At 58.8% G+C, this 20594-nt stretch carries 16 protein-coding genes; 8 read left to right on the top strand and 8 right to left on the bottom strand.

The features are described from left to right. Positions 1-33 precede the first annotated feature (33 nt). Both NW805_RS04755 and NW805_RS04750 read left to right on the top strand, forming a co-directional pair. The gene (locus NW805_RS04755) at positions 34-861 is read left to right on the top strand and encodes a carbon-nitrogen hydrolase family protein (RefSeq protein WP_414329233.1); all 828 of its coding nucleotides are present in this window, start codon (positions 34-36) and stop codon (positions 859-861) included. 9 nt (positions 862-870) lie between these two features. Beyond that, positions 871-1137, top strand: coding sequence for a glutaredoxin family protein (locus NW805_RS04750; RefSeq protein WP_414381901.1), 267 nt, complete (start codon positions 871-873; stop codon positions 1135-1137). 37 nt (positions 1138-1174) lie between these two features. On the opposite strand, the gene NW805_RS04745 is transcribed toward NW805_RS04750, so the two are convergent. Then, positions 1175-4672 carry a DNA polymerase III subunit alpha gene (locus NW805_RS04745; protein ID WP_414421817.1) on the bottom strand — a complete coding sequence of 1166 codons (3498 nt, stop codon included), beginning with the start codon at positions 4670-4672 and terminating at the stop codon, positions 1175-1177. Positions 4673-4789: 117 nt separating this feature from the next. Here NW805_RS04745 and selD point away from each other — a divergent pair, with 117 nt between their 5' ends. The 3 genes from selD to NW805_RS04730 all read left to right on the top strand — a co-directional run bounded on the left by selD (position 4790) and on the right by NW805_RS04730 (position 7777). Beyond that, positions 4790-5857: a selenide, water dikinase SelD gene (gene selD, locus NW805_RS04740; protein ID WP_414421816.1), complete on the top strand. Its 1068-nt coding sequence runs from the start codon at positions 4790-4792 to the stop codon at positions 5855-5857. Between the two features lie 143 nt (positions 5858-6000). After that, complete coding sequence (locus NW805_RS04735) at positions 6001-6498, top strand: hypothetical protein (protein ID WP_414421815.1); 498 nt, start codon at positions 6001-6003, stop codon at positions 6496-6498. Positions 6499-6640: 142 nt separating this feature from the next. Then, complete coding sequence (locus NW805_RS04730; protein ID WP_414421814.1) at positions 6641-7777, top strand: ABC transporter permease; 1137 nt, start codon at positions 6641-6643, stop codon at positions 7775-7777. Positions 7778-7824: 47 nt separating this feature from the next. On the opposite strand, the gene NW805_RS04725 is transcribed toward NW805_RS04730, so the two are convergent. Next, positions 7825-8766: a hypothetical protein gene (locus tag NW805_RS04725; protein WP_414421813.1), complete on the bottom strand. Its 942-nt coding sequence runs from the start codon at positions 8764-8766 to the stop codon at positions 7825-7827. 307 nt (positions 8767-9073) lie between these two features. Here NW805_RS04725 and NW805_RS04720 point away from each other — a divergent pair, with 307 nt between their 5' ends. Next, positions 9074-9661, top strand: coding sequence for a hypothetical protein (locus NW805_RS04720; RefSeq protein ID WP_414421812.1), 588 nt, complete (start codon positions 9074-9076; stop codon positions 9659-9661). A 188-nt stretch (positions 9662-9849) separates the two neighbouring features. On the opposite strand, the gene NW805_RS04715 is transcribed toward NW805_RS04720, so the two are convergent. Beyond that, positions 9850-10734 (bottom strand): hypothetical protein, encoded by an 885-nt coding sequence (locus tag NW805_RS04715; protein ID WP_414421811.1) that lies wholly within the window; start codon positions 10732-10734, stop codon positions 9850-9852. 226 nt (positions 10735-10960) lie between these two features. On the opposite strand from NW805_RS04715, the gene NW805_RS04710 reads away from it, so the two are divergent. Then, positions 10961-11710: a HEAT repeat domain-containing protein gene (locus NW805_RS04710; RefSeq protein WP_414421810.1), complete on the top strand. Its 750-nt coding sequence runs from the start codon at positions 10961-10963 to the stop codon at positions 11708-11710. A 103-nt stretch (positions 11711-11813) separates the two neighbouring features. Then, the gene (mnmA, locus tag NW805_RS04705) at positions 11814-12920 is read left to right on the top strand and encodes a tRNA 2-thiouridine(34) synthase MnmA (RefSeq protein WP_414421809.1); all 1107 of its coding nucleotides are present in this window, start codon (positions 11814-11816) and stop codon (positions 12918-12920) included. A 58-nt stretch (positions 12921-12978) separates the two neighbouring features. Here the strand turns inward: mnmA and NW805_RS04700 are convergent, their stop codons facing one another. The 5 genes from NW805_RS04700 to uvrA all read right to left on the bottom strand — a co-directional run bounded on the left by NW805_RS04700 (position 12979) and on the right by uvrA (position 20497). Continuing rightward, positions 12979-13689 carry a glycerophosphoryl diester phosphodiesterase membrane domain-containing protein gene (locus tag NW805_RS04700; RefSeq protein ID WP_414421808.1) on the bottom strand — a complete coding sequence of 237 codons (711 nt, stop codon included), beginning with the start codon at positions 13687-13689 and terminating at the stop codon, positions 12979-12981. Between the two features lie 65 nt (positions 13690-13754). Further along, positions 13755-15074 (bottom strand): NAD(P)/FAD-dependent oxidoreductase, encoded by a 1320-nt coding sequence (locus tag NW805_RS04695; protein WP_414421807.1) that lies wholly within the window; start codon positions 15072-15074, stop codon positions 13755-13757. Positions 15075-15124: 50 nt separating this feature from the next. After that, positions 15125-16600 carry a WD40 repeat domain-containing protein gene (locus tag NW805_RS04690; RefSeq protein WP_414421806.1) on the bottom strand — a complete coding sequence of 492 codons (1476 nt, stop codon included), beginning with the start codon at positions 16598-16600 and terminating at the stop codon, positions 15125-15127. Then, a complete protein-coding gene (locus NW805_RS04685; RefSeq protein WP_414421805.1) occupies positions 16597-17370 on the bottom strand; it encodes a hypothetical protein in 774 nt (257 codons plus the stop codon). Before NW805_RS04685 ends, NW805_RS04690 begins: the two co-directional genes overlap by 4 nt. A gap of 223 nt (positions 17371-17593) precedes the next feature. Next, a complete protein-coding gene (gene uvrA, locus NW805_RS04680; protein WP_414421804.1) occupies positions 17594-20497 on the bottom strand; it encodes an excinuclease ABC subunit UvrA in 2904 nt (967 codons plus the stop codon). Between the last annotated feature and the right edge of the window lie 97 nt (positions 20498-20594).

Here is a 20594-nt window from a genome sequence, read left to right as displayed (position 1 = left end):
GATCCCCTTTAGCATCCTTTGGAGTTTCCGTCTATGCGCTCTTATCTGGCAGCCGCCATTCAAATGACCAGCATTCCCGATCTGGCCAGCAACTTGCAGCAGGCGGAAGAGTGGATCGACTTTGCAGTGCGCCAGGGATGCGAGCTGGTGACGCTACCAGAAAACTTTGCCTTCATGGGGCCGGAAGCCGAGAAAGCCCGCCTTGCTCCTGAGATTGCGGAGCGGGCGGAGGAGTTTTTGGCCAAGATGGCCCAGCGTTACCAAGTATTTATTTTGGGAGGAGGGTATCCTGTGCCGGACGGGCAGGGCAAAGTTTACAATACCGCTGCCCTCTACAGCCCTGACGGCAAAGAGCTGGCCCGCTATCGCAAAATCCACCTGTTCGATGTCAATCTGCCCGACGGCAATACCTACCGCGAGTCGAACACGGTGGTCAGCGGAGATGAGGTGGTCACCTGCGAGCAAGAGCAACTGGGGAACCTCGGTTTGTCGGTCTGCTACGACGTACGCTTTCCAGAGCTGTACCGATCCCTGGTGGATCGCGGAGCCCAGATTTTGCTCATCCCTGCCGCCTTCACGGCCTACACGGGTCGGGATCACTGGCAGGTTTTGCTGCAATGCCGGGCCATTGAGAACACCTGTTACGTGATAGCCCCCGCCCAGGTGGGCACCCACTACGAGCGGCGACAGTGTCACGGCCATGCCATGATCGTGGACCCCTGGGGGACTATCTTGGCGGATGCGGGTGGCGAAAAACCGGGGGTGGCCATTGCTGAAATTAACCCAGAGCGTTTCCAGTTGGTCAGGCGGCAGATGCCTTCCCTACAACACCGGCGGCTGGCCTGTAGCGTCACTCGCTAGGGATCCGCTATGCCATCCCCTTGGCCTGCGCTGATTCTCTACAGCAAGCCCGGCTGCCACCTGTGCGAAGGCTTGGCCGATAAGTTGCGGCAGATCCCCGAAATCCGTGATCTGGAAGTCCGCGACATCACCTCCAACCCGAGTTGGTGGGAGCAATACCAACTGGAAGTTCCCGTGCTCACCCTGGCAGGGGATCCCGAGCGACCTTTGCCACGTCCTTCCCCTCGGCTGACGGTGAGCCAGTTGCGGGCTTGGCTTGAGAAACAGCTCCGTTGAATTTCTCCTGCTGCTGCCGGAGCTTTCTCTGCCATGCCTATGGAGAGAGCAGCGATTCGCTGCGGGCGGTGTAGCCGGCTTGACGCAGGGCTTCAACGGCGGCTTGGGCATTGTTAACCCAAAATTGGGATCCCATTCTCACCCAAAGGGTATGGGGATGGGCGGTGATGGCAGCCACGACAGGAATGCGATTTTCTTCTTTAATTTCCGAGCGTTGGCGAGCGATTAGCGTCTGTAAACGGTATCGATCCTCCAGTGTCCCAGCAGAGTCGAGAGGGATCTCCACCGTTACCCAACTAACAGATTCAATCGGTTGTAAATCTTCCACAATCAGTTGCACCTGTTCATCCCGCTGATCCACTTTGGCCCAAACCAATAGCCGTTGATCCACCTCCAGGCAACCGCGCAAACGTTCATAGGTTTTGGGGAAGATCACTGCTTCACAACTGCCGGTGAGATCTTCCAGTTGCAAAATGGCCATGCGATCCCCTTTCTTGGTTGTGACATTTTTAATAGCAGTCACCAGGGCGAGAACGCCCACAGAGGCATCGGCTGCGCAGCCGCCCAAGTCAGCTAGGTTTACAGGGGCCAGCAGCCGCGCTTGCTCCTGAATGCGCCGCAGCGGATGATCCGAGACATAAAACCCCAGCAGCTCCCGTTCTAGCCTCAACTTTTCCTGGGGTGGAAAATCTTCAGTAGCCGGCCCACGCGGAGCCTCCACAAATCCATTGCCGGCGCTGCTATTGCTCCCCAGTAGATCGAACAAGCTGGCTTGGCCGATGGCTTTGGACTTGGCTCGCTGCGCTGCCCAACTGAGGATGGGATCCAAATCGGCAATTAGTTGTTTACGATTTCCAGAAATACAATCAAAAGCGCCCGCACAAATCAGGGCCTCCAGGGCACGACGGTTAACAATGCGCAGATCCACCCGCTGGCAAAAATCCGCCAGAGAGGTGAAGGGGCCATCAGCTTGACGGGCAGCCAAAATGTTTTGAATGGCCCCCTCCCCTACATTCTTCACTGCCCCCAGGCCAAACAAAATGCTGGATCCCTGGGGAGTAAAGTCCATTCCAGAACGGTTGATATCCGGCGGCTGAATTTGGATCCCAATTGACAAGCAATAGGTAATGTAGCGCTGTACCTTGTCCTGATCTCCCCCCACAGAAGAGAGCAAGGCTGCCATATATTCCGTTGGGTAATTGGCCTTGAGGTAAGCTGTTTGAAAAGTAATCAACCCATAGGCAGTAGAATGCGATTTATTGAAGCAATACTCGGCAAAAGCAACCATTTGATCAAACAATTCTGTGGCAACTTCTTGGCTTACACCCCGCTTGGCTGCCCCCTGCACAAATTGCTCGCGGTGTTTCTCCATCTCGGAGACTTTCTTTTTCCCCATCGCTCGCCGCAGCAGATCGGCTTGGCCTAAGGTGTATCCGGCCATGTCTTGGGCAATGCGCATGATCTGTTCCTGGTAGAGGATGGCTCCGTAGGTATCCTGAAGAATGGGCTTGAGGAGTTCGTGGGCATAGGTTACCGGTTTGCGACCGTGCTTGCGATCGATAAAGTCGGGGATCATTCCCGTATCCAATGGGCCTGGCCGGTACAAGGCCAATACTGAAGAAATATCTTCCAGGTTGGAAGGTTTGAGCTCCCGCACCACCTGCTTCATGCCAGAAGATTCCAGTTGGAAGATCCCTTCCAGCTCTCCCTTTTCCAGCAGTTGATAGGTTTTCTTGTCATCTAGGGGCAGGTTATCCAGATCTATGTTGACGCCATTGTGTTCTCGGATCAGTTCCACCGCCCGCTGAATCATCGTCAGGTTGCGCAGACCCAAAAAGTCCATCTTCAGCAAGCCCAAAGACTCGATATCTTCCATCGAGTACTGGGTGATAATTTGGCCTTCATTGTTGTACTGCAGAGGCACGATCTCATCTAAGGGATCCTTAGCAATCACCACACCGGCAGCGTGAACCCCGAAGGTTTTGTTGGTGCCCTCCAACAAACGTGCCAGCTCGATCCAGCGGTGGGTGGTTGGGTCTTTCTCGTATTTTTCTTTGAACTCTGGAGCGGGAGTATCCTCGCCAATCATCTCTTCCAATTTTGCGGGCTTGCCTCGGGATACCGGGATCAATTTCGCCATTTTGTCGGCTTCTGAGTAGGGAATGTCTAAGACTCGACCGACATCTTTGAGAATGGCTTTAGAGGTCATGCGGTTAAAGGTGATGATCTGGGCGACTCGCTCTTGGCCATATTTGCGGGTCACATAGTCGATCAGCTCTCCCCGCCGCTCGATGCAAAAATCCGTATCGATATCCGGCATCGATTGCCGCTCTGGATTGAGAAATCGCTCAAACAGTAGGCCGTATTTAACCGGGTCAATGTTGGTAATTTGTAGGGCATAGGCCACCAGGGATCCTGCTGCCGAGCCTCGTCCCGGCCCCACCGGGATCCCCTGCTCGCGGGCATAGCGAACGTAGTCCCAGACCACCAGGAAATAGCTGGAGAAGCCCTTTTGTTGGATGATGTTCAGCTCAAAGCGCAGGCGCTCCTGGTAGTTTTGGGGGATCTGATCCGGCTGAGCAACACCGCAGCGCTTCGCCAGCCCCTGCCAGGCCAATTCTGTGAGATAGCTATCGGCAGAATGGCCCGGTGGAACCGGGTAGTCGGGCATGCGCATTTCCCCAAATAGGTCATAGCCCTCGATCTTTTCCAGCACCTTCAGGGTGTTGGCGATGGCCTCGTCAATCACCTCCTGTTCCAAATGGTCACGGCAGAGACGGCGCATCTCTTCTGGGCTTTTCAGGTATTCGGTTCCGGTGTAGCGAAGGCGATTTTTTTCAGTAAGGGATCTGCCTGTTTGAATGCAGAGCAGCGCATCGTGGGCCTCTACATCCCAGCAGGAAATAAAATGGCTATCGTTGGTGAGGATGATCGGGATCCCCAATTCGCGGGCGATGCGCACCAACTGCACATTGACAAAGCGATCTTCTTGATAACCGTGATCCTGAATCTCGATGTAATAATCATCCCCAAACTGCTCTTGGTACCAAGCGGCAACTTCACGGGCAATTTCTGGCCGCCGCTGCAAAATAGCTTGAGGCACTTCTCCTGCCAAGCAGCCGCTGGTGACGATCAGCCCTTCTTTGTATTGCACCAAATACTCTTTGTTGATGCAGGGGCGAGAGAAAATCCCTTTCCCTTGAATGCCATGTAGATGGGAAATGGTGGTTAGCTTCACTAGGTTTTTGTAGCCCTGGGTATTTTTGGCCAGAACCACTTGGTGATACTTGGGGTACTTGCGGCTTTTGTCGCGGATATCGCCGTTGATTACATACATTTCATTGCCGATGATTGGAGTAATCCCTTTGCTTTTACACAGTTTCACCAGCTCTAACGCCCCATACATGACACCGTGATCCGTCAGGGCCAGCCCCGGCAAACCCATAGCGACCACCTGCTCGATCAGACGCGGCAATTGGCTGGCGCCATCCAAGAGGCTGTATTCGCTGTGGAGATGCAAAGGAACAAAAGACATGGCAACGCTATGGATAGTGGGATCCCTTTAACCTTAACTCAGCGTGTCCATTTCTCGACTGCCTGCAGATGCCGCTACAGTAAAGTCAGCTGATGTTTTTTCCCTTTTCTTGAATCTATGGATGCTCCCATTCGCCTCACCCAGTACTCCCACGGCGGTGGCTGCGGCTGTAAAATTGCCCCGGCCCTGCTGCAACAAATTCTCAGGGATGTGCCCCTGCTATCCCCAAATCCGGCTTTGTTGGTGGGAGCTGAAACCAGCGATGATGCGGCTGTCTATCAACTAAACGACCACCAAGCCCTAATTTTGACCACCGACTTCTTCATGCCGATTGTGGATGAGCCGGTGGATTTTGGTCGGATCGCGGCGACCAATGCCCTTTCCGATGTCTACGCGATGGGGGGCACTCCCATTCTGGCTTTGGCAGTTTTGGGCATGCCGGTCAATACCCTGCCGATGCAGGCCATCCAAGGGATCATGGCCGGAGGGATCCAGGTTTGCCAAGAAGCCGGGATCCCTTTGGCCGGGGGGCACTCCATCGATTCGCCGGAGCCCATCTTCGGCTTGGTAGCAGCAGGTTTGGCCCATCCACACCACATTCGCCGCAATGCCACGGCCCAAGCCGGGGACGATCTGATCCTGACCAAGCCGCTGGGGATCGGGGTGATGACCACCGCTCTGAAAAAGGGTCAGCTCAGTGCGGCAGGCTACGCGGAAGTTTTGCAGGTGATGACCCAGCTGAATCGCATCGGCTCGCAACTGGCTCGGCGACCGCAAGTTCACGCCATGACGGATGTAACAGGGTTTGGCCTGGTGGGACACTTGCTGGAAGTCTGTCGCGGCTCGGGGGTGGGGGCCAGTTTGGATCTGGCTTCCATTCCGTTTTTGGCAGAAGCGCTCTCGCTGGCAGAGGCGGGGATCTTTCCAGGGGCGGCTCGTCGCAATTGGCAGGGCTATGAGGGGGTACAGGCAGAATCCCTGCCCGAGTGGCAGCAACTGCTGCTGGCAGATCCCCAAACCAGCGGGGGCTTGCTGGTGGCGGTGGATCCCGGCTACACCTCAGACCTCTTGCAAGAGCTGCACAGTGCCGGCTACCCCTACGCCCGTCGCATTGGCCGCTGCCAAGCTGGAGACACCAGAATCCATGTTACCGGCAAGATCAGCCTCAGCCCAACGGCAGCCTGAAGAAGACCCTCTGGCAATACTCACCATGCAAAGTCTCATGCAAAGTCTCGATAGAGGGCTCAGTATGAAGATTGCGTCAAGCAGCTCTGAGAAAGTTAAAGATACCATGTAAGGCAAGGGAAGGTTAGGATATCCTGAGATCTATGAGCGAGCTTCCCCCCAGCCGTAGTCTGGTTCAGCGAGTTGAGCCTGGCCAGCTGATTCGAACCCTCAGCAGTGGGCAATTGCTGATGGTGGATCCCCAGCGGCACAACGCCCTGATCATCTGCAAGACGTTTCATGCCGAGTTTGCCGGGCCGGGTGCTGCTGTTGGGGGGCCATTGGATGTGGAGTCCAGCGGCGTTGTCCCCATTGGGGATGTGGTTTTGCTGCATCCGCAAGACTACCAAGAGCGGCAAAATGCCTATGCCAAGCGACTGCACTGGATGCGTTGGCTGCAGCAAATCACCGACAATCCTTTGCCGGCCCAGCGGGCGCGGGTTTTGCTCTTTAGCTTAGAGGAATTTTTCTCTGCGGATTTGGTTAGCCAATTGCCCGATGACATTTTGGCACGGCTGGTGGGGGTGCTGCCCCAGACGATTGCTGCGGTGCGGATGGAGATGACGGCCCTCTACAGCCCCAGCTATTCCTTGGCAGGCTGAGCTTGTCTTGGACTGGGGAAGGGACTCGTCCTGCCAGCATGAATCGGTGACACCTTGCAGCCCTCTCTGCAACTGGAACAAGACACGATCAGCTACACTGCTGGCATTTGGTTCAACTGGACTCGACTGGAATCTCTGCCTTATGCAGTGGTGGAAACGGCTTCGCCGCAATCGATGGGCCCAAGCAGGAGCCTACATTCTTCTTGTTTTCTACGCCTGCGCCATTTTTGCCGAGTTCGTTGCCCCCTACAGCCCACTGGAATCTCAACCGGGGGGATCCCTTCTGCCGCCCACCGCCATTCACTTTTGGGATGAATCGGGCGCTTGGATTGGGCCCCACGTTTATCCAACCCGCCAGGGGCCAGTGGATCTGGAAACGGGAGAACGCCCGCTCTTGGTGGATACCAGCCGTCCCGCCGGGATCCGCTTGTTTGTGGTCGGCACCCCCTACCGTTGGTTGGGGTTGATCCCCTCCAATCGGCATCTGTTCGGCACCGTCCCGCTGCGGCCTGTTGCAGAAGAGGGACAGGTGGGATCCCCAATCGGCGAAGAGCCCTCTGTGGCACGGCTACACCTGCTGGGCACCGATGATCAAGGTCGAGACTATTTCAGTCGCTTGGTCTATGGTGGGCGCGTCAGCCTGTTTATCGGCTTGGTGGGCATTGGCATCTCTTTCCCCATTGGCCTGCTGGTGGGAGCCATATCCGGCTACTTTGGGGGCTGGGTGGATACGCTCCTGATGCGCTTGGCAGAGGTGTTGATGTCGATTCCGACGCTGTATCTGCTGGTGTCGCTGGCAGCGGTGTTGCAGGTAAATCCGCTGACCGGGGTGCCCTTCAGCAATGCCGAGCGCTTCTTGGTGATTGTGGTGATCCTCTCTTTTGTCGGTTGGGCGGGCCTAGCCAGAGTGATTCGCGGGCAGGTGCTGTCCTTGCGAGAGCGGGACTTTGTGCAGGCAGCGCGGGTGGCCGGGGCGGGATCCCTGTATCTGCTGGTGCGGCATATTTTGCCCCAGACAGCTACTTATGTGGTGATCTCGGCAACCTTGGCGGTGCCCGGCTACATTGCGGCAGAGTCGGTGCTGAGCCTCATCGGGTTGGGGATCCAACAGCCGGCTGCCTCTTGGGGCAACATGCTCTCGCTGGCCACCAACGCTTCGGTGATCATCCTACAGCCCTGGCTGGTGCTGGCCCCCACTTTGATGGTGGTGCTGACCTCTCTATCCTTTAACCTGCTGGGGGATGGTTTGCGGGACGCCCTCGATCCTCGGGAAGGGTGAGCTGCTTCCCCATTGCGCCGAGTGAGGGGAATGGAGTGGCCTGCAAATCACCGCTTTCCGTCGGGATAGAGCCGGTTTAGACCCTTGCGAGCCTTAGCATGGACATCCAGGGTGACATCCATTTTCAGGATCTGCCGGTAAACTTGCTCGGCACGAGCCACTTCCCCTTCCTGTTCCAACTTTTCTCCTAGCTTGAGCAAGTTTTGGGCTGAGAGATCTGCCCAAGGATTCTGTTCGGCTGTTGGCTCCTGCAGTTGCCGCAGCTCTTCTAGGCGCTCTTGCACCATCGGTCGTAACAGCCAAGAGTCATCCAGATCCAAAACCTCTCGGTAGTAGCGCTGGGCTTCTTTGAAGTTCTTCTGCTCGTCGTAGGCTTCCGCCAGTTGTAGCGCTAGCTCTGCCGTGGGCTGATCCTTAAACTGACGATGCAGTTGGTTCAGTCGCCGCACAAAGGGGGATCCCTGCTGCGGGTTTTTCAAATCCGGGGCGTGCTGAACCGGCAGATAGTCGTCCCTCTCCGCCGATGGTTGAGGGGAAGGGGCAGGCTCTGCAGCTTGAGGTCGAAGGGGCGCTTGGCGGCTGATGCTTTTGGGATCGATGGGGGTGGGCTTGTAAACCCAAATTGGCTGATCCGGAGGAGATGCGGGCGGGGTTGGGCGTGGGATCGGCTGCGGCAAGGGAATGGTCTTGCGATCCGGCGGTTCAAGCGGTGGCTGTTTCAGCTCTTCAAGGATGCCGGGAGGTTTGGGGGCTTGAAATTGAATCGCTTTGGGAGTCTTCCTGCGCTCTTGGGCCAATTCTCGGTACAGAGCGGCCAATTGCAGGTACCCCGCTTCTTCATAGGCAGTGGCCAGCCAACGGGCATTCTCTGGGCTGGGATCCGCACGATAAGCTCGCCGGAGCAACTGCAAAGCAGTGCCGTAGTTGCGCTCTCGAATGGCTGCCCGTCCCAAACTCGCTGAGCTGACCCCGATGGTATCGCTGGCCATAGTCCCCCATCTGTCTTGGCGCCGACAATAGAGCTAAGAGTCAAGGCTGAGCTGCTGATAATTCATGTTTTCCAAGCCAGCCACGTGGGTTGACGCTTGCTTAATATAACTGGATTCCTTGGCCATAGCATACCCTCACCAGCCGGGATGTTATCTGCTCGGACAGCTCCCTCTTGTTGAGATCTCTCGCTTTATATCAATTCAATGTCGATATTGAGGGTGGGATTGGATTGAGATCTGGATGCCAAGTTAACTTTCGGGCTAGCTTGTAGTCAGAGCTTCAGCAGCAACAGGTTCTGACGCCAACATGATCCAAGACTTTCGAGAGCGGTACCCCATGGGCAGCTTGCTCACCGATCTGTTGCGGGTGGAAGAAGGGATCTACATTGTCAAAGCCCAGGTGGTGGTGAACAACACGGTTTTGGGCAGTGGCATGGCTGGCTCGAACACCGTCGAAGAGGCGGAAGATGCTGCCTTGAAGCGCGCCCTCCACCACGCAGGATTTGGTCGCCCCACTTCCTCTTTGAGTTTGGGCATGGATTCTGCTGCCGCCAGGGTGCCTTATCTGCCAACTCCTGAGTTGGCCAACGGACACGCTCAGTCTTCCCCTGCTTCTCCAGCCCCCGAGTCGATAGGGATCCCTGCAAAGCCGACTCCCCCAGAGCTGCCCGGTCTGAGCGAGCCGGCGGCCTATGGGGATGATCTGTCGGACATCATTGCCCAAACGGATGTGGAGATGCAGCGCATCGGCTGGGGTCGCAAGGAAGGACAAGAGTTTTTGGAGCGCCGCTTTCAGAAAAAATCTCGCCACCAACTCAGCGACGCCGAGCTGCGGGAGTTTTTGCGTTATCTCAAACAGCAGCCCTCCCGCCTCAGCAGTGAACCCCGCTTTTGATGTTTTCTGGGCCTTGCTGCCCAGGTCTCAAAATCTTCTCAAAATCTGGAGATCTGGCAACTCCGCTCTTCCCAGCTCAGATCTTGAGAGCTACGGCTGCTCTAAGCCCGTTCAATGGGAATCAACCCAGCTAACCGTTTTGCTGGAAATAAGCCTGTTCTACCACCGGTGTCTTGCTACCGCTGACGCTAGGGCGCACCTACAATCACGCTGGTGTCTTCCATTTGCTTCACGACCGTTTCTCCCCCTTCCGAGAGCACAACCCGTCGCTCTGGCACCGATACTCCGGCCACCTTGGCGGTTTGGTAGTTTTGCCCGGCCTGCACCACAGCGGGAATGACACCTGGGCCAGAAACCAGAGCAAAGGACTCGCCGCCGATCTGTATCATCCCGGAAACCTGTACACTGCGGGCAAAGGCAGCCGGGTCGGGGGTAGGCGTTGGGATCGGGGTGGCCACGGCTACAGGGGCGCCATTGCCGCTGCCAGGAGGGGGCAAAACCGGAGGTGGAGGCAGGGGCGGCAGGACAATCTGCGGTTCAGGAGCACGCACGTTTTGAGGCACAAAGGGATCCACACGGCCAGCCCCACTCAAGGCCCGCTGGGTTTCCTGCTCTCGATCCACTGGCGGGATCAGGCTAGAGGCAGCTTGGGTAGCCTGCAGAAGGGAGGGCACCGGCGGCGGGGGTTGATCGGGGGCGGTCTGGCCAAAGCCGGCAGGCAAGTTCACCGTTTGTTGCCGGGCGAGAGCTTGCATCTGGCTGGCTCCGCGGGCCAAGGTGGCGCTCATATCCTGTTCCCAAGTCCCTGCAGCATTCAGCCGCATGATCACAGGGCTGGTTCCCCCCCGAGACTCCACCCAAATTTCCGCTTCTGTGTCGCTCAATCGCCGCGAGCTGAGGATCCGGGATCCCGGAGGCAAGAGGGGCCGAAGCGCCAGTTCGGCCTCAGGAACAGCCTGTTCGTTGGCCAGAGCCGGGAACCAACGGGGGGCCAAAAACGCAACGCCCCCTGCCAACAGCAGGCCGGCTACAAGAAAGCAGGACAATGGGCGAGCAGGCAGCGATTTCAGCATAGAGACCACCGGGAGAGAGCCTCGTATCCTCTCCACCAAAATATCCAAAATCTTCGTGATGGGGCCAAGTCAACCTGCTTTTCTCGACAACAGTGCTAGGATTTGTCGATCGAAACAGTGGCACCATGTCCCCAGAGATCCCGACCGGGCCAGACAAAGACGGCCTCTGTCCAAGCGCAGCCTCGTTTGCCATACTGAAGAAAGATTGTAAATATTTGTTAACGCCATGACTGTCTCTGCTTTGGATCCCGCCAACCCCGCCCGTTTACAGGAGATCGCTCAACGCTTGCGCAGCCCGCGTTCTGCGGACCGGATGGTGGCCTTGGCCCAGTTGCGGGATGTGCCGGCAGAGCAGGCGGTGCCGCTGATTTTGCAGGTCATCGACGATGAGAACCTGCAGGTGCGCTCTTTTGCCGTCTTTGCCCTGGGGATCAAGCAAACGGACGCCTGTCTGCCCAAATTGCTGGAAATCCTCACCCAAGACCCGGATTATGGCATTCGCGCCGACGCGGCAGGTGCCCTGGGCTACTTGGAAGATCCGCGGGCTTTTGAAGCTTTAGTGCGTGCTTTCTACGAGGATGTAGAATGGCTGGTGCGCTTCAGTGCCGCGGTGGCCTTGGGGAACTTGAAGGATCCGCGGGCTTACGACGTGCTGCTGCGGGCGTTGGAGGGGCCAGAAGAGCTGCTACAACAGGCGGCCATCGCAGCTTTGGGAGAACTGGGGGATCCGCGGGCCCTGGATCACATCCTGCGGTTTGCCCAATCGGAAGACTGGCTGGTGCGGCAGCGGCTGGCCCAAGCGCTGGGCAATTTGCCTTCCCCCAAGAGCGTTTCTGCTCTCAACTACCTGGCCAGGGATCCCCACGATAGCGTTGCGGCGGCGGCTCTGGATTCGCTGCGGCGCTTGCGGCAAAAGGGCATCTCAGAAACCACCCCTGAGAAGGGATCCGGGCCAGCCAATTCTGAGGAAGGCTAAAGTAAAGATCCCGGCTCAGCTTGTTCCGGGTTCCCCAATCCCCAGAGAGAGGCCTCCTCTTGTTTCCGGCTGAGCCTTTCTTTTCCTAGGATCCCTTGTCTCAATGGTTATCAGCCCCCACTCATCGGTTTCACCTGTTGCATCCCCGTCGCGGCCCCGCATTGTGGCGGCCCTTTCTGGGGGTGTGGATAGCTCTACGGTGGCGGCCCTTTTGCAGGAACAGGGCTACGCCGTGGAGGGGGTCACCCTCTGGCTCATGAGGGGGAAGGGGCAGTGCTGTACCGAAGGCTTGGTGGATGCGGCAGCTGTTTGTGAGCAGCTGGGGATCCCGCACCATGTGGTGGATAGCCGCGAGCTGTTCCAGGCCAACATTGTCGATTACCTGGTAGCCGGCTATGCGGAGGGCATTACCCCTCTACCCTGCTCCCAATGCAACAAAACGGTGAAGTTCGGCCCCCTGCTGGCCTATGCCCGCGAAAAGCTGGGCATCTCCCAGATTGCCACTGGCCACTACGCACGGGTGCGCTTGGACACCGAATCGGGGCGCTATCAACTGCTGCGGGCGGTGGATCGGCAAAAGGATCAGTCCTATTTCCTCTACGACCTCAGCCAAGACCATCTGGCCAGCAGCCGCTTTCCCCTGGGGGAATACACCAAAGCCCAAACCCGCCAGTTGGCCGCCCGCTATGGGCTGGTTACAGCCGATAAGCCCGAAAGCCAGGATCTCTGCTTGATTGAAACCTATGGCTCGATGCGGAGCTTTTTGGATCAGTACCTTGGGCAAAGGCCAGGGGAAATCGTCGATACCCAGGGGCGAGTGCTGGGATCCCATGAGGGCATCCACCACTACACGGTGGGCCAGCGCAAGGGGTTGGGGATTGCCTCTTCCCGTCCGCTTTACGTGGTGCGCATCGATGCGGCCATGAACCGCGTTGTCGTGGGGGAACGGGAGGAGGCTACCCAGGCTGAAGCGTGGGTAAGCCAAGTCAACTGGGTCTCTATCCCGGCGCCGACGGCATCCTTGGCTGTTGAGGTTCAGGTGCGCTACCGTACCCCCCCAGTGCCCGCCATGGTGATCCCGGAATCGCCAGAGCGGGTAAAGCTGCAGTTTGCCGAGCCGCAGTTTGGGGTCACTCCTGGCCAAGCCGCCGTCTGGTACCACGGGGATCTCCTGCTGGGGGGAGGGATCCTGGAGCGCCCTTCTCCCTAGGCCAACTGCAACTTCCCTCTCTCCAGGGGGGAAGGGTTGGGGGTGAGGGCAAGCCAAACTACGCTGCTTGCGCTTGCAGCTGCTGCAGGGATCGGAACAGGAGCACTGCATAGATATTGAGGATAGGCGCAACTGCCGTGGCGGCAGCATTCCCAACCACAGCCGCACCTAGGGTATCTCCCAGGATCCCCCCAACAAAAAACGAAATCATCAGGATCGCGATGCCGAAGATCAAACCCACGGCCAGAAATGCCCAAAACACCCCCCACCAACGGCCCCTGACGAGGTTCCAACTGTAGCCCAACCCTTCTGTGGCCCCTTTGTCTTCCAGGACAATCGCGCAGAGCGTGAAAGCCAGCCTTATCCCCCAGTAGATGCCGGGAAGTACAAGCAGCAGCATCCCCAGCGAGACAATCAGCACCAGCAGGATGCTGCCGAATACCAGAGGCACTGCCTTGGAGACAGCTTGATCCAGACTGTTGCCCAGGGGAGGAGTGCGCTGCTTCAAGTGCTGATCCACCAGCCAAAAGGCTGCCCCTGCCAGGATGGGCAGGCCGATCAGGCCATAGGCCAAGTTGAGGATCCCCCCAGCAAGCGGGATCAGCTCCGCGACGATGGAAATGATAAAGCCAGGAGAGGCCAGGATCAGCAGCGGCCCATAGATAGGGCCTACCAGTTCCAGCGAGCGCTGCAAAAGGGAGAAGGGGTTGAGGGTAACATTCTGCATAACAGAGGGATCCTCGTGGGCAACCAAGTCCACCCCCTTCATACCACGGGATCCCAGCTTTGTTGCTGGGAATAGGCTTAAGAAAGTCTGTATTGCTTTGTACAGATTTACGCCGATTTTTGGAGAATCCACGCCGCTGCCTGTTCGCCGCTGCGCAGGGATCCCTCGAGGCTGCTCTGGTGGGTGTATTCCCCGGCCCAAAGGAGGCCCGGCAGGCCGCTAAAGGTGGGAACCAGATGCTGCTGAAAGCCGGGGGGTTGTACAAACTGGGCAAAAGGGATCCGGTACACCCGCAGCAGGCGCAGTTGCTCCAAGGGGGCTTTATCGCTACGCGACGCTGCCGCGACGGGGAAGTAAGTTTGCAGCTCGGCCCGGCAGGCTTGGGCCAGTTCCTCGTCCCTCAAGGGGGGATCCCCTAGCACCACCACCGAATACAGGTGTTGGCCAGGAGGAGCCAGCGCCGGGCTGATGCGGGTAAGTTGGACCCAATGGTTGATCCAGCCCTGGCCGGTGGCGTTGAGGTACAAGTAGGCGCCGCGGCTGAGGGAAAAGGGGGCGCAGAAGTAGAGACAGGTCACCGCTCGCCCCTGGGTGGGAATGGGGGTGGGGGCTTGAGGGCACAGCTCCGCCTGCCAGGCCCGTGCCTGAGGGGCATCAGTAGCACAAACTACCCACTCGGCAGGGATCTCTTCACCCTTGGCGGTGCGGATCCCGCGCACTTTCCCGTCTTCTGCCAGGATGCGCTCCACCGGGGTTTGGTAGCGAATCTGTTCGGGGGACAGGTGACCGGCCAGTTGTCGGGCCAGTTCTCCCATGCCCAAGGCCGGGGTGACAATGGATCCCTCGGCCATCATCTTGAAATAAAAGGCAAAGAGGCGGGCGCTACTGCCCAGATCCGGATCTAGAAGGATCCCGCGGAAAAAGGGGTAGAAAAAGTGCTGGCAGATCTGTTGGGAAAAGCCGTACTGCTCCAGAAACTCCCGCAGCGAGCAATCGGATCCCCCTAGCCCTTCTTGAAAAACCTGCTCCGGGCTGCGGCGCGCCAGCTCGGATCGCAATTGCAGCACCTTGAGCTTGTCCCCAAAGCTGGCCAAGGGGTTGAGCAAAGAGGGGAGAAGGCTGGACAGATCCCGTAGGGGATCCCCCAACAGCCAGCAGCGACCGGGTTGAGCCAAAATAGCGCCGGGCCGGTAGGGACGGGGATCGAGCTTGCCCAGATCCAAATGCTGTCGCACTTTGGGATAGGCGGTGAACAGCACCTGAAAACCGCGATCCAGGCGAAAGCCATCCACCTTGTCGGTACGCACCCGCCCCCCAGGGCCGTCGCTTTTTTCCAGAACCAGGACATCCCTCCACCCCGCCTGGCTCAGCACTTTGGCGCAAGCCAAGCCGGCCAGCCCCGCCCCAATGATGACAACTTTGCCCATGCTCTGCCGGGATCCCTTCTTCGTCGAGTATTTTATCTGCTTGGATCCCACTAGGGCTGAGCTGGGTCGGCTGGCCCCCAAATGCGAATTGAGCCATCGGCGCCACCACTGAGAAGGGTCTGCCCATATCGCTGCGCGACGCTTCCGCGACCGGGGCCAAACAGCAAGACGCTCACCATCCAAGTCTGGCCGCCCAGGGTGCGCAACTGTTCTCCGCTGCGCAGATCCCAGAGCTTGATCTGGTGAGCGCGGTAATCGGTGCCGCTGGCGAGCAAGCGGCCATCAGGGCTGAGGGCAAGGGCGGCCAAGCCGGACAAAGTCTGGGGCAAGGTGCGCTCCAAGGATCCCGTGCCCAAGTTCCAGACCAAGATGCCACCGGTACTGCCAGCGAGCAAATAGCGGCCATCTGGGCTCAGAAGCACCTGCTCGATGGGGTAGTCGGCCTTTAGGGTTTCCAGCAAGGCCCCGCTGCCAGGATCCCAAAGGTGAACGGTGGGATCTCCATTGGCGGCCACCAAGATCCAAGGGGGGATCCCTTCAGATTGGTGGGAAGTATTCATACGGGTAGGTCTTGGGCCAAAGGCCACTGCTGTAATGCCAGCCCTCTGAGGGGTCTCCTGGGCGGCAGCAGTGGGAGGCGCCAGGGTGCGGATCAACTGGCCGTTGTCGGCCTGCCAAAGGCGGATGGTGCGGTCGGCGCTGCCACTGGCAATCCAACGACCATCGGGGCTAATGGCGACACTGTTGATCAACCCGATGTGCCCTTGCAACTGCAGCCGCGCCAGCACATCCCCAGGCGAGAGAGCCGGATCCCCCAGGGTCGCCAGATCCCAGACCCGTACCGTCTTGTCTGCCCCCCCACTCACCAAAAAGGTACCATCTGGGCTGATGGCCAGTGCCTCAACGGATCCCTCGTGGCCTGCCCAGCTCTGGAGCAGTTGGCCAGCCTGGGGATCCCAAAGCCGGATCACGCCGTCGTCTCCCCCGGCAGCAAGGAGATTTCCATCCGGGCTGATGGCCAGAGCAGTGACGGCGACAGGGCCTTCCAGCGTAGCCTTGAGCTGCAAAGACTTGGCCCAGTCTGCCGGGTCGTTATCGCTACGCGACGCTTCCGCGACCGTGACGGCGGTGGGGACGGAGGCATGAGAACCGTTCTCGCGAGTAGGACGGAGTCCCAGGCCGTTGCGCTTTGCCGGGCCAGAGGATCCCGTTCTCGTGAGGGGGACAGAATCCTTGGGCTCCCCCCGCAGGCCAAGGTTCGCCCTCATCTGCCATACCCCTGCCACCGTCAACGCCAGCAAAGCCGCCAAGCTGCCTCCTGCCCAAACCGGTGGGATCCGGGGACGCGCCCGCAGCGATACCGGAGAACGCGGTGGGGTGGTTGGCTCCTGTAAGGGCTCGGCGGCGACAGGGCTGGGCTGGGACAGGAGTTCGGCGGCAGGGGGGCTCTCGGCGGGGGGCAAAGCCTGCAAAGCGGCCAGAGCTGCTGTTGCTGAAGGAAAGCACTGTTGTGGGTTGCAGCTCACCAAACGATCCAGAAAAGCAGCAAAGGAGCGCTAGTGGAGACCAGATCATGCCAGCGCAACTCCCCCGTCAACGGGTCGCGAAACAGCTTCTGGGGCGGGATCCCGCAGAGGGCCTGCAGGGCAATCAGCCCAAGAGCATAGAGGTCGCTGCAATGCCTGGGGCCATAGGGGTTCCCGAAGCCAGAGCCGGAAAAAGCCAGACCCTGTTCCTCACCCCCCCACTTCAACAACACCCATCGGCCATCCGCCTGACGGTAGATCAAGCGAGAGGGCTGCAGGTTGCAGCAGCTCACCCCTTCCCCATTCAGGAAGGCCAAGGTTTGCAGCACATCCTGCAACAAGGCCCGTACCTCAGCCTCCGTCCAGTCGCGTTCGCAATAGCGGTGCATGGCACTTTGGTGGGAAGGAGTCGTTAGCTGGCCCCTCTCGGTTGCGTTACCTAGCAATAGAGCTTGTTCCAGGGTGGGCCCTTCAACCCATTCTTCCACCCAATAAAACTCCCCCTCTTGCTCAAAGCAGGCCAACAGGCGGGGGATACCCTCGTGGGATCCCAGGTGCTCCCGCAGCGCCACTTCTTGCTGAAAGAGATGCCGTAGCGAGGCGGAGTCCTCACTGTGTTCGCGGTGCGGAGCATTTTGGCCGGCCTGCCAGCGTTTGAGCACCACCCGAAGCCGCTCAGGATGATGGCTATCCTGTGCCAAGTAGGTTTGTCCGCTGGATCCCAGTGCTTCCAAGATCTGATAGCGGCCACCCAGGGTCTGCCCTACCATGGGGAGAGTGCGAACCTTTTCCTTCCGACCCATCATGCCATAGCGACGTGAGACTCAGGCTAACCGTTCACCCTTGCGTTCACGGTGCGGAGCGCCTGGGTGGGATAGAGTCCTCGCCGCATCAGTCCTCCACCGCCATGGCTGAGGTGAGCAGAGCAAAAAGCGAAAGGGGATCCCGACAGCCGCTTTCGGTCAACTTTCTCCCTGGAGCAGGCTGAGTTGCTCAGCGACCTGGGGGATGTTGTTGCAAAACCTGCTTCAAATAGCGCCCTGTATGGGATCCGGGGTGCTCAGCCACCTGTTCTGGAGTGCCAACGGCGATGATCTGGCCGCCGCGGTCGCCGCCCTCTGGCCCCAAGTCAATAATCCAATCAGCACAGCGGAGAATGTCCAGGTTATGCTCGATCACCAGCACGGTGTTGCCTGTATCCACCAGCCGTTGCAGGACGTTCAAGAGCTTGTGGACATCGTAAAAAGACAAGCCGGTGGAGGGCTCATCCAGCAGATAGAGGGTTTTGCCGGTGGAGCGGCGGGCCAGTTCTGCGGCCAGCTTGACCCGTTGCGCTTCCCCACCGGAGAGGGTAGGAGCTGGCTGGCCCAGCTTGATGTAATCGAGGCCCACATCGGCCAAGGTCTGCAGGATCTTGGCGGCAGGAGGCAGGGCAGCGAAAAACTCCAGCGCCTCCCCCACCGTCATATCCAGGACTTCGGCGATGTTCTTGCCCTTGTACCTGACCTGCAGGGTTTCGCGGCTGTAACGGCTGCCCCCGCAGACTTCGCAGGTGACGTACACATCGGGCAGGAAGTTCATTTCAATCACGTTCACCCCCTGCCCTTTGCAGGCTTCACAGCGCCCCCCCTTGACATTGAAGGAAAAGTGGCCGGATGGGTAGCCTCTGGCCTTGGCATCCAAGGTTTGGGCAAAGGTTTGGCGGATGGGATCAAACAAACCCGTGTAGGTGGCAGGGTTGGAGCGGGGGGTACGGCCAATGGGAGATTGGTCGATGACGATCACCTTGTCGATGTGTTCGATGCCCTCAAGTTCTCCCATCTCCGCGGGTTGGGGCACCTTGTGTCCAAGATGGTGCTGCAGGGCAGGGTAGAGCAATTCGTTGACCAAGGTGGATTTGCCGGAGCCGGAGACGCCTGTAACACAGACCAACTTGCCCAGGGGGATCTCTACATCAATGTGCTTGAGGTTGTTTTTGTGGGCATTGGTGAGCTTGAGGGCAACCGCTTTCCCAGCCCGCCGCTGCGCAGGGGTAGGGATCCGCAGCCGCCCCGAAAGATAAGCTCCGGTGATGGAGCGCTCGCAGGCCATGATGTCCGCCAGGGATCCCTGGGCCACCACTTCCCCCCCGTGGATGCCGGCCCCAGGGCCGATATCGACGATGTGGTCGGCGGCACGGATGGTTTCTTCGTCGTGTTCCACCACGATCAGGGTGTTGCCCAGATCTCGCAGGCGAAACAGGGTTTGCAACAGGCGCTCGTTGTCCCGCTGGTGGAGGCCAATCGAGGGTTCGTCCAACACGTAGAGCACCCCCGTCAAGCCGGAGCCCATCTGGCTGGCCAGCCGGATCCGCTGCGCTTCGCCGCCGGAGAGGGTCATGGCCGGGCGGGCCAGCGTTAGGTAGTCCAGGCCCACATCCACCAAAAACTGCAGCCGGGTTTTGATCTCCCGCAGCACCAGCTCGCCGATCTGCACTTGTCGCGGGGTAAGTTTCAACTGCTCCAGGCGGTGCAGGCAGTCGCGGATGGAGATCTCGGTGAGATCGGTAATGCGGTAGCCGCCGATGCGCACGGCCAGAGCTTCCGGCTTGAGACGGGATCCCCCACAGGCGGAACAGGGACGGTAGGTGAGGTAGGCTTCCAGCTTTTGCCGATAGATTTCGGAAGTGGTTTCCTGGTAGTGCCGCTGCAATTGGGGAATCACCCCCTCATAGCGGCGATAGTACCCCCGGCCTCGGTACTGAGATTCTACCTCGGCGATGTAGACCTCCTGGTCGGCGCCGTAGAGGATGATCTGCTGTTGCTGGGGGGTGAGATCACACCAGCGGCTGCTGAGGTCAAAGCCAAAAGCCTTGGCGGCTCCCGCCAACAAAGCCAGATAGTAGGGGTTCTCCCGCTCTGCCCAAGGGGCGATGGCCGCGTACAAGGGGAGCTTGGGATCGGGCACGATCCGCTCGGGGTCGAAGATGGGCTCAAAACCCAGCCCGTGGCAGACAGGACAGGCCCCAATCGGCGAGTTGAAGGAAAACAGGCGCGGCGACAGCTCGCCCATCACCGAACCGTGCTCCGGGCAGGCAAATTGCTCAGAAAAAATCAGCTCCGTTGGCTTGCTGTTCAGGTATTGCCCCGCCGACTCGGCCACCTTTTGCAGCAGCTGTTCTCGCTCCTCTTCCCGCGGCAGCAGCTCCACCACCGCAATTCCTCCCGACTGGCGCAGGCAGGTTGCCAGAGAATCGGCCAGTCGCTCCGCTATGTCGGGGCTCTTGACCAGCCGATCCACCACAACCTCAAGGGTGTGGGTTTTGTTTTTGGCTAACTCGATCTCCTCGCTCAGATCCCGCACCTGGCCGTCGATGCGCACGCGCACAAACCCTTGCTGGCGCAAGCTTTGCAACAGGTTGGCATGGGTGCCCTTTTTCCCCTTCACCACCGGCGAGAGCAACTGAAACCGCGTCCGATCCGGCAGAGCCATGATCTGATCCACAATCTGATCCACAGTCTGGGGGGCGATCACCCGGTTGCAATGGGGGCAGTGCGGGATCCCAGCTCTTCCGTACAGAAGCCGCAGGTAGTCGTAGATTTCGGTAACGGTGCCGACGGTGGAACGGGGGTTGTGGCTGGTGGACTTTTGATCGATGGAGATGGCCGGACTCAGCCCTTCGATGCGATCCACATCCGGTTTGTCCAGTTGCCCCAAAAACTGTCGCGCATAGGCGCTGAGGGATTCCACATAGCGCCGCTGTCCCTCGGCAAAGATGGTGTCGAAAGCCAAGGAGGACTTGCCCGATCCGGAGACGCCCGTGAATACCACCAGGCGATCCCGCGGGATCCGCAGGTTGACATTTTTGAGGTTGTGCTGCCGCGCCCCCACCACATGAATTTCGTTTTGGCTGGACATCTCACCACCTTTTCGCGCAGCGTGTCACAGGCATCCCGTCGAGACCGGCGAGTAACAAAATCTTAACGATTCTTAGTTAACGATTCTAATGCTCTTC

The sequence above is a fragment of the Synechococcus sp. W60.1 genome (genome assembly GCF_047461575.1).
In the GTDB taxonomy this organism is placed as follows: domain Bacteria; phylum Cyanobacteriota; class Cyanobacteriia; order Thermostichales; family Thermostichaceae; genus Thermostichus.
This window is presented reverse-complemented; position numbering and strand designations above follow the sequence as displayed.

Excerpts from the sequence above, each read along its gene's own strand:
- NW805_RS04710 (WP_414421810.1), top strand. The coding sequence starts at position 10,961 with ATGACTGTCTCTGCTTTGGATCCCGCCAACCCCGCCCGTTTACAGGAG.
- uvrA (WP_414421804.1), bottom strand. The coding sequence starts at position 20,497 with ATGTCCAGCCAAAACGAAATTCATGTGGTGGGGGCGCGGCAGCACAAC.
- NW805_RS04700 (WP_414421808.1), bottom strand. The coding sequence starts at position 13,689 with ATGAAGGGGGTGGACTTGGTTGCCCACGAGGATCCCTCTGTTATGCAG.
- NW805_RS04685 (WP_414421805.1), bottom strand. The coding sequence starts at position 17,370 with ATGGTAGGGCAGACCCTGGGTGGCCGCTATCAGATCTTGGAAGCACTG.
- NW805_RS04735 (WP_414421815.1), top strand. The coding sequence starts at position 6,001 with ATGAGCGAGCTTCCCCCCAGCCGTAGTCTGGTTCAGCGAGTTGAGCCT.
- NW805_RS04720 (WP_414421812.1), top strand. The coding sequence starts at position 9,074 with ATGATCCAAGACTTTCGAGAGCGGTACCCCATGGGCAGCTTGCTCACC.
- mnmA (WP_414421809.1), top strand. The coding sequence starts at position 11,814 with ATGGTTATCAGCCCCCACTCATCGGTTTCACCTGTTGCATCCCCGTCG.
- NW805_RS04715 (WP_414421811.1), bottom strand. The coding sequence starts at position 10,734 with ATGCTGAAATCGCTGCCTGCTCGCCCATTGTCCTGCTTTCTTGTAGCC.
- NW805_RS04750 (WP_414381901.1), top strand. The coding sequence starts at position 871 with ATGCCATCCCCTTGGCCTGCGCTGATTCTCTACAGCAAGCCCGGCTGC.
- selD (WP_414421816.1), top strand. The coding sequence starts at position 4,790 with ATGGATGCTCCCATTCGCCTCACCCAGTACTCCCACGGCGGTGGCTGC.
- NW805_RS04755 (WP_414329233.1), top strand. The coding sequence starts at position 34 with ATGCGCTCTTATCTGGCAGCCGCCATTCAAATGACCAGCATTCCCGAT.
- NW805_RS04695 (WP_414421807.1), bottom strand. The coding sequence starts at position 15,074 with ATGGGCAAAGTTGTCATCATTGGGGCGGGGCTGGCCGGCTTGGCTTGC.
- NW805_RS04725 (WP_414421813.1), bottom strand. The coding sequence starts at position 8,766 with ATGGCCAGCGATACCATCGGGGTCAGCTCAGCGAGTTTGGGACGGGCA.
- NW805_RS04745 (WP_414421817.1), bottom strand. The coding sequence starts at position 4,672 with ATGTCTTTTGTTCCTTTGCATCTCCACAGCGAATACAGCCTCTTGGAT.
- NW805_RS04730 (WP_414421814.1), top strand. The coding sequence starts at position 6,641 with ATGCAGTGGTGGAAACGGCTTCGCCGCAATCGATGGGCCCAAGCAGGA.